The organism is Variovorax sp. CCNWLW225 (genome assembly GCF_037204045.1).
Taxonomy (GTDB): domain Bacteria; phylum Pseudomonadota; class Gammaproteobacteria; order Burkholderiales; family Burkholderiaceae_C; genus Variovorax.
The window spans coordinates 1-13,429 of sequence record NZ_JBBCBV010000022.1 but is presented as its reverse complement, the minus strand read 5'-3'; the positions used below and the strand labels follow the sequence as shown (position 1 = coordinate 13,429).

General features: G+C 64.8%; 14 protein-coding genes and 1 tRNA gene. 10 read left to right on the top strand and 5 right to left on the bottom strand.

Translation table 11 applies throughout. From position 1 onward, the window contains the following. Positions 1–82: 82 nt before the first annotated feature. The 6 genes from cysS to V9L20_RS24070 all read left to right on the top strand — a co-directional run bounded on the left by cysS (position 83) and on the right by V9L20_RS24070 (position 5,568). A complete protein-coding gene (cysS, locus tag V9L20_RS24095) occupies positions 83–1,459 on the top strand; it encodes a cysteine--tRNA ligase (protein ID WP_281148399.1) in 1,377 nt (458 codons plus the stop codon). A gap of 17 nt (positions 1,460–1,476) precedes the next feature. Next, complete coding sequence (locus V9L20_RS24090) at positions 1,477–2,127, top strand: DNA-3-methyladenine glycosylase family protein (RefSeq protein ID WP_157614396.1); 651 nt, start codon at positions 1,477–1,479, stop codon at positions 2,125–2,127. Positions 2,128–2,143: 16 nt separating this feature from the next. Next, a complete protein-coding gene (locus V9L20_RS24085; RefSeq protein ID WP_258506946.1) occupies positions 2,144–3,124 on the top strand; it encodes an acetyl-CoA carboxylase carboxyltransferase subunit alpha in 981 nt (326 codons plus the stop codon). Between the two features lie 11 nt (positions 3,125–3,135). After that, positions 3,136–4,113, top strand: coding sequence for a tRNA lysidine(34) synthetase TilS (gene tilS, locus V9L20_RS24080; RefSeq protein WP_337298514.1), 978 nt, complete (start codon positions 3,136–3,138; stop codon positions 4,111–4,113). A gap of 67 nt (positions 4,114–4,180) precedes the next feature. Then, on the top strand, positions 4,181–5,449 hold the full coding sequence (locus V9L20_RS24075) for an aspartate kinase (protein WP_021007716.1): 1,269 nt from the start codon (positions 4,181–4,183) through the stop codon (positions 5,447–5,449). Positions 5,450–5,475: 26 nt separating this feature from the next. Next, positions 5,476–5,568: transfer RNA gene (locus V9L20_RS24070), tRNA-Ser, on the top strand. Here V9L20_RS24070 and V9L20_RS24065 read toward each other — a convergent pair. After that, positions 5,536–5,859, bottom strand: coding sequence for a hypothetical protein (locus tag V9L20_RS24065; protein ID WP_337298513.1), 324 nt, complete (start codon positions 5,857–5,859; stop codon positions 5,536–5,538). The two genes, V9L20_RS24070 and V9L20_RS24065, sit on opposite strands and share 33 nt — an antisense overlap. A 96-nt stretch (positions 5,860–5,955) precedes the next feature. On the opposite strand from V9L20_RS24065, the gene V9L20_RS24060 reads away from it, so the two are divergent. After that, positions 5,956–6,624 carry a hypothetical protein gene (locus tag V9L20_RS24060; RefSeq protein ID WP_337298512.1) on the top strand — a complete coding sequence of 223 codons (669 nt, stop codon included), beginning with the start codon at positions 5,956–5,958 and terminating at the stop codon, positions 6,622–6,624. Positions 6,625–6,673: 49 nt separating this feature from the next. Here V9L20_RS24060 and V9L20_RS24055 read toward each other — a convergent pair whose 3' ends face one another. The 4 genes from V9L20_RS24055 to V9L20_RS24040 are packed head-to-tail and all read right to left on the bottom strand — an operon-like array spanning position 6,674 to position 10,061. Further along, positions 6,674–7,480: a PPK2 family polyphosphate kinase gene (locus V9L20_RS24055; protein WP_337298511.1), complete on the bottom strand. Its 807-nt coding sequence runs from the start codon at positions 7,478–7,480 to the stop codon at positions 6,674–6,676. 45 nt (positions 7,481–7,525) lie between these two features. After that, the gene (locus tag V9L20_RS24050) at positions 7,526–7,960 is read right to left on the bottom strand and encodes an RNA-binding S4 domain-containing protein (RefSeq protein ID WP_126749532.1); all 435 of its coding nucleotides are present in this window, start codon (positions 7,958–7,960) and stop codon (positions 7,526–7,528) included. A 2-nt stretch (positions 7,961–7,962) separates the two neighbouring features. Next, positions 7,963–9,384: a sensor histidine kinase gene (locus tag V9L20_RS24045; RefSeq protein WP_337298510.1), complete on the bottom strand. Its 1,422-nt coding sequence runs from the start codon at positions 9,382–9,384 to the stop codon at positions 7,963–7,965. Further along, a complete protein-coding gene (locus V9L20_RS24040) occupies positions 9,381–10,061 on the bottom strand; it encodes a response regulator transcription factor (protein ID WP_258506938.1) in 681 nt (226 codons plus the stop codon). Before V9L20_RS24040 ends, V9L20_RS24045 begins: the two co-directional genes overlap by 4 nt. A gap of 127 nt (positions 10,062–10,188) precedes the next feature. Here V9L20_RS24040 and V9L20_RS24035 point away from each other — a divergent pair, with 127 nt between their 5' ends. The 3 genes from V9L20_RS24035 to V9L20_RS24025 all read left to right on the top strand — a co-directional run bounded on the left by V9L20_RS24035 (position 10,189) and on the right by V9L20_RS24025 (position 13,308). Then, entirely contained in the window at positions 10,189–11,148 is a 960-nt protein-coding gene (locus V9L20_RS24035) for a Bug family tripartite tricarboxylate transporter substrate binding protein (RefSeq protein ID WP_157614336.1), read from the top strand. A gap of 104 nt (positions 11,149–11,252) precedes the next feature. Continuing rightward, positions 11,253–11,789, top strand: a complete 537-nt coding sequence (locus V9L20_RS24030; RefSeq protein ID WP_337298509.1) for a tripartite tricarboxylate transporter TctB family protein — start codon at positions 11,253–11,255, stop codon at positions 11,787–11,789. Between the two features lies 1 nt (position 11,790). Next, positions 11,791–13,308 carry a tripartite tricarboxylate transporter permease gene (locus V9L20_RS24025; protein WP_258506926.1) on the top strand — a complete coding sequence of 506 codons (1,518 nt, stop codon included), beginning with the start codon at positions 11,791–11,793 and terminating at the stop codon, positions 13,306–13,308. The last annotated feature ends 121 nt before the right edge of the window (positions 13,309–13,429 follow it).

The following is a 13,429-nucleotide window of genomic DNA, read 5'->3' as shown; positions in this document are numbered from 1 at the left end:
GCGGCCACTGTCCCCGTCACCCCTGAAATTCAACGTCGTTCGCCCGTGCCGCACGTGCGCGAAGCGACGCTTTCCGAGCCTCATGAGTCTGCGCATCTACAACACGCTTTCGCGTGAACTGGAGGAGTTCTCCCCATTGCAACCGGGCCGGGTGCGCATGTACGTGTGCGGCATGACGGTCTATGACCTGTGCCACATCGGTCATGCCCGCATGATGATGGCCTTCGACGTGGTGCAGCGTTGGCTGCGAGCGAGCGACTACGCCGTGACCTACGTGCGAAACATCACCGATATCGACGACAAGATCATTGCTCGCGCGGTGCAGCGTGGCATCACGATTCGCCAACTGACTGATGAAGTCATTGCCGCCATGCACGAAGACATCGGCGCGCTTGGCATCGAACCTCCCACTCTGGAGCCGCGTGCGACGGAGTACGTCCCGCAAATGCTCGGCATCATCGAGACGCTGGAGCGCAAGGGGCTGGCCTATCGCTCGCCCGACGGCGACGTGAACTATGCGGTGCGCAAGTTTCCCGGGTACGGAAAGCTGTCGGGAAAGTCGCTCGACGAATTGCATGCCGGCGAACGCGTCGCAGTGCTCGAGGGCAAGCAGGACCCCCTCGACTTCGTGCTCTGGAAGGCAGCCAAGCCATCCGAGCCCGACGATGCCAAGTGGGACAGCCCCTTCGGCACCGGCCGCCCGGGTTGGCATATCGAATGCTCCGCGATGAGTTGCGCCACGCTTGGTGAAACCTTCGATATCCATGGAGGCGGGGCGGACCTTCAGTTTCCGCACCACGAGAATGAAATTGCGCAAAGCGAGGGCGCCCACGGCAAGCCGCTGTCCCGCTTCTGGGTGCACAACGGCTTCGTGCGCGTGGACAACGAAAAAATGTCCAAGAGCCTGGGCAATTTCTTCACCATCCGCGAGGTGCTCCAGAAGTACGACGCCGAAAGCCTGCGCTTCTTCCTCGTTCGCACGCACTATCGCAGCGCGCTCAACTACAGCGATGCGCATCTGACCGACGCCCGCAACTCGCTCAAGCGCCTTTACACGGCGCTGGACCTGGTTACCCCCGCGCCAGTCGCGCTAGACTGGACGAACCCGCACGCAGCTGCTTTCAAGGCTGCGATGGATGAAGACTTCGGCACGCCTGGGGCCATTGCAATCCTGTTTGAATTGGCCACGGGAGTCCACCGTACGCAGTCCGCGGAAACCGCCGGCCTTCTCAAGGTGCTCGGCGGTACGCTGGGGCTGCTCCAAGGTGATCCCAAGGCGTTCCTGCAAGCGGGCAGCAGTCTCGACGATGCCGCAATCCAGGTGCTGATTGCGCAGCGCGCAGCCGCCAAGGCCGCAAAGAACTTTGCCGAGGCCGACCGCATCCGCAACGACCTCCTGGCGCAGGGCATCGTGCTCAAGGATTCGCCCACCGGCACGACCTGGGCCGCAGCGCAGTGAACGGAACCACCAACCCCATGCCTGCAACCAGGAAATCGAGCGTCCAGATCTTCACGCCCGACTATTGGGAGGAGGCCTGCAAGCACCTGGCCAAGAAGGACCGCGTGATGAAGCGGTTGATTCCCAAGTTCGGCGATGCCTGCCTCGAGTCGCGCGGCGACGCATTCACTACGCTCGCGCGCAGCATCGTGGGCCAGCAGATTTCGGTGAAGGCCGCGCAGACCGTGTGGGACAAGTTCGCGGTGCTGCCGCGCAAGCTGACCCCGGCCAACGTGCTCAAGCTCAAGGTCGACGACATGCGCGCGGCAGGGCTGTCGGCGCGCAAGGTCGAATACCTGGTCGACCTGGCCATTCATTTCGATTCCGGTGCGGTGCACGTCGACGCCTGGAAGGACATGTCGGACGAGCTCATCATCGAAGAGCTCGTCGCCATTCGCGGCATTGGCCGCTGGACGGCCGAAATGTTCCTCATCTTTCACCTGATGCGGCCCAATGTGCTGCCCGTGGACGACCTGGGCCTGCTCAACGGCATCAGCGTGAACTATTTTTCGGGCGATCCCGTGAGCCGCAGCGATGCCCGCGACGTCGCCGTGGCCTGGGCACCATTTTGCAGTGTGGCAACTTGGTATATTTGGCGCTCGCTCGACCCGGTACCGGTCGCATACTGAACAACAGGAGAAGACGTTGGCGAAACGAACCTTCCTCGACTTCGAGCAGCCCATTGCTGAACTCGAATCCAAGATCGAAGAACTGCGCTATGTACAGACCGAATCGGCGGTCGACATCTCGGAGGAAATCGACCAGCTGGGCAAGAAAAGCCAGCAACTCACCAAGGACATCTACAGCGACCTGACGCCCTGGCAGATCACCAAGATCGCGCGGCATCCGGAGCGTCCGTACACGCTCGACTACGTCAACGAAATCTTCACCGACTTCGTCGAGCTGCATGGCGACCGGCATTTCTCGGACGACCTTTCGATCGTCGGCGGGCTTGCGCGCTTCAATGGCACGCCCTGCATGGTGTTGGGCCACCAGAAGGGGCGCGACACCAGGGAGCGCACCGCGCGCAACTTCGGCATGAGCAAGCCCGAGGGCTACCGCAAGGCATTGCGGCTCATGAAGACGGCTGAGAAGTTCAAGCTGCCGGTCTTCACCTTCGTCGATACGCCCGGCGCCTACCCAGGCATTGATGCCGAGGAGCGCGGCCAATCCGAAGCCATCGGCCGCAACATTTATGAAATGGCGCAGCTCGAAGTGCCGATCATCGTCACCATCATCGGTGAAGGTGGCTCTGGCGGCGCACTCGCCATCTCGGTGGGCGACCAGCTCCTGATGCTGCAGTACTCCATCTACTCGGTCATCAGCCCCGAAGGCTGCGCTTCCATTCTCTGGAAGACCAGCGACAAGGCGCAGGAAGCGGCCGATGCCCTCGGCATTACCGCGCACCGCCTGAAGGCCCTGGGCCTGGTCGACAAGATCGTGAACGAGCCGGTCGGCGGCGCGCACCGCGACCACCGCCAGATGGCTGCTTTTCTCAAGCGCGCCCTCAACGACGCCTTCCGCCAGGTCAGCGACCTGAAGCCGAAGGAGCTGCTGGATCGCCGCTACGAACGCCTGCAAAGCTACGGGCGCTTCAACGACACCAAGGCCGACACCGGCAGATAAGCAAGCGCCCCATGAACGAAGCCTTCGAACGCGCGATGGCCGCGTTCGAGCCGGCGCAGCTGCCGCTGGCGGTGGGCTTCAGCGGCGGGGCGGATTCCACTGCCTTGCTGGCCGCTTGCGCATCGGCCTGGCCGGGGCAGGTGGTCGCCTTTCACGTACACCACGGGCTGCAAGCCGCAGCCGACGATTTCGAGCGGCATTGCGCTGCGGTGTGCGAGCGGCTCGGTGTGCCGCTGGTCGTTCATCGCGTCAACGCTCGGCATGCGCAGGGCGACAGTCCTGAAGACGCGGCACGGCGGGCCCGCTACGAGGCCTTCGCAGCGATGGCCGGCTCGGCCGAACCGGCCGGCGCGATCAAATCGATAGTTCTTGGGCACCACGCAGATGATCAGGTCGAGACATTGCTGCTCGCCTTGTCCAGGGGGGCGGGACTGCCGGGCCTCGCGGCCATGCCGGCCCATGCGCGGCGCAATGGACTCGACATTTACCGACCGCTGCTGGGCGTGCCCGGCTCGGATATCCGTGCCTGGCTGAAAGGCCTCGACCTGCCCTGGATCGAGGATCCGACCAACCAGGACGAGCGCTACACCCGCAACCGGATCCGCGCCGTGCTGTTGCCCGCGCTGGCGCAGGCTTTTCCGCAGTTCCGTTCCACCTTCACCCGCAGCATCGGCCATGCCGCGCAGGCACACGAACTGCTGGGCGAACTGGCGGCGCAAGACTTGGGCGTGGTGGGCGACCCGCCGCGCATTGCCGCGCTGCGGCTGCTTTCGCAGGCGCGCCAAGCCAACGTGCTGCGGCACTGGCTGATGCAGGCGCACGGCTGCGCCCCCAGCACGGCGCAGCTCGCCCAATTGCTGAGCCAGTTGCAGGCCTGCACCACGCGCGGCCATCGCATCCACCTCAAGGTGGCCAACGGTTTCGTCGAGCGGCGGGGCGATTTTCTGCATTGGTACAATTCCAGGCCCTCGCCCAAGGCTTCGCGCTGACGGCTTGCAGGGCGCCGCGTTGGCACTCGGGAGTGCAGCGGCCCTTTCTTTTTCTCTGAATTCACCCATGGCATTGATCGTTCACAAATACGGCGGTACGTCGATGGGCTCGACCGAGCGCATCAAGAACGTCGCCAAGCGCGTCGCCAAGTGGGCGCGCGCCGGCCACCAGATGATCGTGGTCCCGAGTGCCATGAGCGGCGAAACCAATCGCCTGCTCGGCCTGGCCAAAGAGCTGGCCCCGAGCAAACCCAGCGACGCCCACGGCCGCGAACTCGACATGCTCGCCTCGACCGGCGAACAGGCTTCGTCCGCGCTGCTGGCCATTGCGCTGCAGGCCGAAGGCATGGAAGCCGTGAGCTACGCGGGCTGGCAAGTGTCGGTGCGCACCGACAACTCCTACACCAAGGCCCGCATCGAAAGCATCGACGACGAACGCGTGCGCGCCGACCTGGACGCCGGCAAGGTGGTTGTCATTACCGGCTTTCAGGGCGTGGACGACAGCGGCAACATCACTACGCTGGGCCGCGGCGGCAGCGACACCTCGGCCGTGGCCATTGCGGCCGCCATGAAGGCGCACGAGTGCCTGATCTATACCGACGTGGACGGTGTTTACACCACCGACCCGCGCGTGGAGCCCGATGCGCGCCGCCTCTCGACCGTGAGCTTCGAAGAGATGCTCGAAATGGCGAGCCTGGGCTCGAAGGTGCTGCAAATCCGCTCGGTGGAATTCGCCGGCAAGTACAAGGTGCCCCTGCGCGTGCTTTCGAGCTTCACGCCCTGGGACATCGACATCAATGAAGAAGCCAAGTCCGGCACGCTGATCACTTTCGAGGAAGACGAAAACATGGAACAAGCCGTTGTATCCGGCATCGCTTTCAACCGCGACGAAGCCAAGATCTCGGTGCTGGGCGTGCCCGACAAGCCGGGCATCGCGTATCACATCCTCGGTGCCGTGGCGGACGCCAACATCGAGGTCGACGTGATCATCCAGAACCTCAGCAAGGACGGCCGCACCGACTTCAGCTTTACCGTGCACCGCAACGAGTACGCGAAGACGGTCGACCTGCTGCAATCGAAGGTCATGCCCTCGCTGGGCGCGACCGAGATCGTGGGCGACACCAAGATCTGCAAGGTCAGCATCGTCGGCATCGGCATGCGCAGCCACGTGGGCGTGGCCAGCAAGATGTTCCGCGTGCTGAGCGAAGAGGGCATCAACATCCAGATGATTTCGACCAGCGAGATCAAGACCTCGGTCGTCATCGACGAAAAATATATGGAATTGGCCGTGCGCGCGTTGCACAAAGCCTTCGATCTGGACCAACCTGCCGCCTGACAGTGGCATAATCTCGGCTTCTTTCAGGAACTGTGACCGAGTGGCCGAAGGTGCTCCCCTGCTAAGGGAGTATGGGGTGTAGAGCCTCATCGAGGGTTCGAATCCCTCCGGTTCCGCCAAGCTGATGAAGCCCTGTTGATCTTCGGATTGACAGGGCTTTTTTCATGCTTGGGAAATGCTGCCAGCATGGCTTTGAAGCCATCGGCGGCCTTTTTTTTGTCTGCGTTTTCCGATGCCTCAAGGTCCTTCGCCGTCGCCGCGATGAATGCCCGAGTTGGGTCTTCTCCCGGGGTGAGCCGAATCAACTGAGAGGAGGCGAGCAGCGCAGTGGCGCCCAGCATCGCAACTTGCGAGCGGGCGCATTGATCTGCCGAGATCAGAATGAGCGTAAATAAATCTCGCACAACCATTTGATCCGTAGCAGCTTTGCGACAAATCTGGGGCAAAAGTAACCATCTGTATGGTTAAATCGGCCGAACTATCGCGAAGAGGACGAGGGAATCTCCATGAAGCTGCTGCTGAGCGTCGTGTGCGCCGTTGTTGCATTGGCCGGGTGCGTCAGCACGCCGCCGACACCGACGGAGCCTGGAACAGGGTCGGGGCTTTCCTATGTGCCCATGGTGGCCATGGAAGGCGTCGACAAGGCCCGATACGACAGCGACGTGGCCGATTGCCGCACCGCGGCGACGCGGATCACCGCGCGCAGCGAATCTGGCGACGCCATGTGGCTGGCGCTGGGCCTGGGCCTGATCACCGTGCACGGCCAGGGCATCGTTGCCGCAGCCGCTCAAGGGGGAATTGCGGCCGCCGTGATCGACATGTCGTACCGTCCTGATGCACAGGTGATTGCCGAGCACCAGCAGGTCGCAATCGTGCACTGCATGGCGAAGCGCGGATATCACAACCTCGACCCGAACGTGCGCGACACCTTCTACGGCCACTCCTTCAACCCTGAAGTCGTGATGGCGCCGCGCCGCACCGGCGTGGATACCTACAACGCCGAACTCGTCGCCAAGGCCGGGCAGTGCAGCATCCAGCCGCGCGCGGAGCTGACGGCCAAGGGCCCCGGCTACGAGGCCTACAGCGTGCCGTGCTCGAACGGCGCAACCTGGGCCGTGCGCTGCGAATTCGGCAAGTGCCGCGTGCTGGGCCAGTCGGCCGTTCGCCGCTCCTGACCCTCGATGGCCGCGGCGCCGCGTGCGCCGACGGCCTGCGCCCGCCCGATCACTTGATGATCATCCCCTTCAGCGCAGGGTCCGCGGGCGGCGCCTTGAGCTTCATTTCGCGCAGGGTCTTCATGAGCAGCTTGGCAATCATGAGATTGCGATGCCGCTTGTGGTTGGCGGGAATCACATACCAGGGCGCGTGGTCCGTGGAAGTGGCGCGCAGCGCCTTGTCGTAGGCCTGCTGGTAGGCGCTCCACTTGGTGCGCACCTCGAGGTCGCCCATGCTGAACTTCCATTGCTTGCCGGGCGTATCGATTCGGGCCTGAAGGCGTTCGCGCTGTTCCTCCTTGTCGATGTGCAGCATGCACTTGACGACCACCGTGCCGGTTTCGACCAGCAGACGCTCGAAGTCGTTGATCTGCGCATAGCGCCGTTTCGTTTCGGCCTTGTCGATCCAGCCTTCGACCACCGGCACCAGCACGTCTTCGTAATGGCTGCGGTTCCATACCGCGATTTCGCCTGTGCGCGGCACGACCGCGTGGCAGCGCCAGAGATAGTCGCGCGCGCGTTCGTCGTCAGTGGGCGCCTTGAAGGCCGTCACGCGAACGCCGAGCGGAGAGGTGCGCGAAAAGACCCAGCGCACGGTGCCGTCCTTGCCGCTGGTGTCCATGCCTTGCAGCACCAGCAGAACCTTGCGGCGGCCTTCTGCATGCAGCAAGTCCTGCATTTCGTCGAGTTCGCCCGCCAGTTCGTCTATTTCGGCGACGTGCGCGGCTTCGTTGCCCTCGAGAAACGGCGTGTCGCCGGGGCTCACCTGCGAGAGTTGGAAGCTGCTGCCGACGCGGTATTTTTTAAGGCTGGCCATGAACCGGAGCTCCGTGAAAAAGCACGCAGCGTACGCGATCGGCGGTCAGCGGTCGGACTCATCCGGATCGATGGATGCGCTCCAGCGGTTGTCCCAATCGGCGTGGCGCGCCGCGCCGTCGAGCTCCCGCCGGTCGCGCTTGGTTGGCCGGCCCTGCTCGATGGCCAGCGCCGGTTCGCTGCCCATGCGGCGCTGTTCGCGCGCGGCGGCCTGCGCGGCGATGCTCTCCGCCGTCTCTTCATAGAGCTGCTGCGCCACCGGCGCTGGCCCGCGCTGACCGCTCAGGCCGCGCACCAGCACAGTCCGCGTTACGGCGCCCAGGCGGATGGCCACGGTGTCGCCCGCCTTGACCTCGCGGGACGCCTTGGCAACGTCGCCGTTCACCTGCACACGGTTCTTGCCGATCTCTTCCGCGGCCAGCGACCGCGTCTTGAAGAAGCGGGCGGCCCAAAGCCATTTGTCGATGCGCAAGCGATCCATATTCAGGAATTGTGGTGGTAGACAGGGAGCCGCACGACAGCGTCGAGCCCGACCACCTGTGCGGAATTTTCCTGCACGCCGCGGTTGTCGAGGCTGATGCGGCCGCCGAGCGCCAGCACGATTTCGCGGCAGATGGCCAGGCCCAGGCCGGAGCCGCTGCCGGTGTCGCCGGCGGAAAAGGGTGCGAACAGGCGCTGGCGAAGCTCGGCTGAAATGCCGGGGCCTTCGTCGCGCACCGTCAACATTGCTTCGTCACCCATGGAACGCACCGTGACCGAAAGTGCGCCGCCCCGGGGACTCTGCTTGATGGCGTTGTGCAGCAGATTGCGCGTGAGCTCCTGCAGCATCCAGCGGTGTGCGCGCACCGTCACGGGCTGGTCCACGGCCAACTCGAAGTCGAGCGCCTTGTCGGCGATGAGCGGAGACAGGTCCAGCGCAATCTGCCGCACCACTTCGCCGAGTTCGAGCGGAACCGATTCCGGCTGCTGGCGCAATTGCTCCACCTTGGCGAGCGAAAGCATCTGGTTGGCGAGCGTTGTGGCGCGCTCCACAGTCTGGCTGATCTCGCTCAGGGCCTGTTCGGGCGCCACGTCGCCGCGCCGTGCCGATTGCACCTGCGCCTTAAGTACCGCCAGCGGCGTGCGCAACTGATGAGCGCTGTCTCGCACGAATCGCTTTTGATGGTCGAGCAGGCGTTGCAGCCGGCCCATGACCTCGGTGGTCGCATCGACCAGCGGGCGCAGTTCTCGCGGCGCATCGGGCGCATCGATGGGCGAGAGGTCGTCGGCCGCGCGCTTCTCGATGGCCTCGCCGAGCTCCCGCACAGGCCGCGTGGCGCGCTGCACCACAAGCACGGTGACCAGCGCGATCACGCCCATCAGCAGCAGCTGGCGCCACAGCATGTCGGTGAGCAGCTTGCGCACCAGCGTCTCGCGCAACTCGAGGGTTTCGGCCACCTGCACCACCGCCATGCCGCGGCCCTTGGCGCTGGCGACGGGTTGCAGCAACACGGCCACCCGCACCGGCTGGCCGCGAAAACGTGCGTCGTAGAAGTCGACCAGCGCCGAGTAGGCCCCGCGGTCAGGAATTTGGCCGCGCCAGAACGGCAGTTCGGCAAAGCCCGAAACCATCTCGCCATCGAGCGCGGAAACGCGATAGAAAAGCCGGCTGCGGTTGTCGGCCTCGAAGGCTTCAAGCGCGGAATAGGGAACGATGGCGCGCAGTCGCGCCGCTTCGTCGTAGCCTTCCACGTCGAGCTGCTCGCCGATGGTCTTGGCCGAGGCGAGCAGGGTACGGTCGTAGGCCGTGGTGGCCGCCGCCAGGCTCTGCCGGTACAGGCTCACGCTGTTGATCACAATGAACAGCGCCACCGGCGCGAGAATGCCAAACAGCAGCCTCGCGCGCAGCGATAAGGCCTTCTTCATGGTTCGGCGCGCAGCAGGTAGCCCAGCCCGCGCAGCGTCATCAGCGCCGCGCCCGTGCCCGCCAGCTTCTTGCGAAGGCGGTACACCACCACCTCGACCGCCTCGTACTGCACATCGGTTTCGCCCGGAAACACCAGTTCGAACAGGCGCTCCTTGCTCACGGCGTGGCCCGGCTTCATCATCAGCGCCTTGAGCAGCGCGAGCTCGCGCGGCGTGAGTTCCAAAATGCCGCCGCGGTGGTAAACGGCGCCGCTTTCGGGCTCGAAGCGCAGGCCGCCCACCTCCTGGGGGTTGAGGCCCATGTCGGGGCCGGCATTCTGGTGGCGCCGGCGCAACGCCCGGATGCGCGCTTCGAGTTCGTCGAGGTCGAAGGGCTTGGGCAGGTAGTCGTCGGCCCCCGCGTTCAGGCCCATGATGCGGTCGCCCACCGTGCCGCGGGCGGTGAGCAGCAGCACGGGCGTGCGCAGCCCGGCGGCGCGGGCCTGGGCCAGCACCTGGAGGCCGTCGAGGTTCGGCAGGCTCAGGTCCAGCGCCACCACGTCGGGCTCCAGCTCACGCCATTGCTCGACGGCCAGGGCGCCGTCGCCGCAGATGCGCACGTCGATCTTGCTGCGGGCGAGGGCGCGCTGCAGGGTGACCTGCATCGAGGGATCGTCTTCGACCAGCAGCAGCTTCATGGGGTGTGGTGGGGGAATGGTACTTCGGTGTTTTCCCCAGTCCGGTGGACAGCCAACTGACAGCGGGGCGGCGCATGATAGCGGCTCAGGTCCAAGTCAGGTTTTCTTTAGTTCTCAGGAGACAACGATGCGTCGCGACACCTTTTTGAAGTCATTGGCCGCGCTGGCCGCCGCCGGAGCCCTGCCGTTGTCGGCGCGCGCCGCTGCCAACGTCAAGATGATGATTCCAGCCAACCCGGGCGGTGGCTGGGACACCACGGGCCGCGCGCTGGGCAAGGCACTGACCGACGCCAAGCTGGCGGACACGGTCACCTATGACAACAAGGGCGGCGCCGCGGGCGCACTGGGCCTGGCCCAATTCGTGAACGGCTCCAAGGGCGACCCGAACGCACTCATGGTGATGGGCTCCGTCATGCTCGGCGGCATCATCACCGGCAAGCCGCCGGTCAACCTGTCGCAGGCCACGCCGCTGGTCCGCACCACCACCGAATACAACGTGTTCGTGCTGCCGGCCAATTCGCCCTTCAAGACCATGAAGGACGTGGTCGAGCAGCTCAAGAAAGACCCGGGCAGCGTGAAGTGGGGCGGCGGTTCGCGCGGTTCCACCGAGCACATTGCCGCGGCCATGATCGCGCAGAAGGTCGGCGCCGATCCGTCCAAGATCAACTACGTGGCCTTCCGCGGAGGCGGTGAAGCCACCGCCGCCATCCTGGGCGGCAACGTCACCGTGGGCGGCAGCGGCTACAGCGAATTCGCCGAATACATTGCCGCCGGCAAGATGAAGGCCATTGCCGTCACCTCCGCCCAGCGCCTGCCGGGCATCAACGTGCCCACGCTGAAGGAGCAGGGCATCGACGTTGAAATCGGCAACTGGCGCGGCGTGTACGGCGCCCCCGGCATCACCGCCGAGCAGCGCAAGGCTCTGACCGACATGGTGCTGGCTGCTCTCAAGAGCCCGTCGTGGGCCGAGTCGCTCAAGAAGAACGACTGGACGCCGGCCGTGTTGTCGGGCGAGGCTTTCGCCAAGTTCGTCGACGACGACTTCGCCAGCCTCCGGGCCATCATGGCCAAGTCCGGAATGATCTGAATCTAGCTCGCCCCCAGTCTTCGCGCACTTCGGAGATTGGGCGCTCTTTCGATAGTGGGGCCCTTCAATGGGCCCCATTCCTTTCCCTGACTGTGGGAGAAAAAATGACAACTCCAGAATCCTCGGTCTCGCCGCAACCCGCGGTCACGTGGCCGCAAACCCTGGTCGGCGCGGGTGTGCTGCTGACCGGCCTGGCGCTGGGTTTCGGCGCCATCGGCATTTCTTCAGAAGCCGGCTACGGCGGCGTCGGCCCCAACTTTCTGCCTTGGCTGGTGGCGGGCGTGCTCACCCTGTGCGGCGCCTGGATTCTCTGGGAAGCACGCACCGGCGGCTTTCGTGAACTCGACGCCCCCTCGGGCGCAGAGCATGCCTACTGGCCGGGCTTCGTCTGGGTGTCGGCCGGCCTGCTGCTCAACGCGGCGCTGATCACCACGCTCGGCTTCATCCTGAGTTGCATGCTGTGCTACCTGCTCGCCGTGCAGGGCCTGCGCCGCGCGAGCGGCCAGCCTTCGGCCAGCGCGCCGCGCACCTGGGCCATCGATCTGCTGACGGGCGCGCTCATCTCGGCTCCCGTGTTCTGGATGTTCACCAAGTTCCTGGCCATCAACCTGCCGGGCCTCACAACAACCGGGTGGCTCTGACATGGAAATCTTCAACGCACTCATGGCGGGTTTCGCCGCCGCGATCACTCCCGTCAATCTGCTCTGGTGCCTGGTGGGCTGTGCATTGGGCACGGCCGTCGGCGTGCTGCCGGGCATTGGCCCGGCCGTCGCGGTGGCCATGCTGCTGCCAATCACCGGCAAGGTCGACATCACGGCCTCGATGATCTTCTTCTCGGGCATCTACTACGGCGCCATGTACGGCGGCTCGACCACTTCCATCTTGCTCAACACGCCAGGTGAAACGGCCAGCATGGTCACCGCGATGGAAGGCAACAAGATGGCCAAGAGCGGGCGCGCGGGCGCCGCGCTGGCCACCGCCGCCATCGGTTCCTTCGTGGCCGGCACCATCGCCACCGTCATCGTCACTTTGTTTGCGCCGTTCGTCGCCGAGTTCGCGGTCAAGCTCGGGCCGCCCGAGTATTTCCTGCTGATGCTGCTGGCCTTCACCACCGTGAGCGCGGTGCTCGGCAAGAGCACGCTGCGCGGCATGACGGCGCTGTTCGTCGGCCTGGCGGCGGGCTGCATCGGCCTCGATCAGATCTCGGGCCAGGGCCGCTATACCGGCGGCGTTCCCGAACTGCTCGACGGCATCGAGATCGTGCTCGTGGCAGTGGGCCTCTTTGCGGTGGCCGAGGTGCTGTATGCCGTGCTTTACGAAGGCAAGGTGGTCGAGGGCCAGAACAAGCTCACCCGCGTGCACATGACAGCGCGCGACTGGAAGCGCTCGATTCCCGCGTGGCTGCGCGGCACTGCCATCGGCACGCCGTTCGGCTGCATTCCGGCCGGCGGCACCGAGATCCCGACCTTCCTGAGCTATGCGACGGAAAAGAAGCTGGCGAAGGACGCGGACGCGAAGGCCGAGTTCGGCACCAAGGGCGCCATCGAAGGCGTGGCCGGCCCCGAAGCAGCCAACAACGCCACGGTGACCGCCGCGTTGATTCCGCTGCTCACGCTGGGCATTCCGACGTCGAACACCACGGCCATCTTGCTCGGCGCATTCCAGAACTACGGCATCCAGCCTGGCCCGCAGCTGTTTACTACCTCTGCCGCATTGGTGTGGGCACTGATCGCCTCGCTCTACATCGGCAATGTGATGCTGCTGGTGCTGAATCTGCCGATGGTCGGTTTGTGGGTCAAGCTGCTGAAGATTCCCAAGCCGCAGCTCTACGCGGGCATCCTGATCTTCGCAACGGTCGGTGCCTACGGCATGCGCCAGAGCGCCTTCGACCTGTTCCTGCTCTACGGCATCGGCCTGCTCGGCGTGGTGATGCGCCGCTTCGACTTCCCGACCGCTCCGGTGGTGGTGGGCATGATCCTCGGGCCGCTTGCGGAAGCTCAGCTGCGCAATGCCATGTCGATCGGCGAAGGCAGCGCTTCGGTGTTCTTCCAGCGGCCGATGTCGATCACGCTGGTGGTCATCATCGTGGCGGTGCTGGTGTTGCCGCGCGTTGCCAAGCGGATGAGCGATCGGAAGCTGGCGCGGTTGGCGGCCCAGTAACTTCTCTTTGGCGCTAAGGGGAGCGTGAGTCGTCCCGAGCGGCTGTTCGGGGCGCGCACCCGCCGACGGGGTACCTTTCTCCGCGAATGTCCCCCGGCCTGCGGCCTCCTCCTTTATTTCG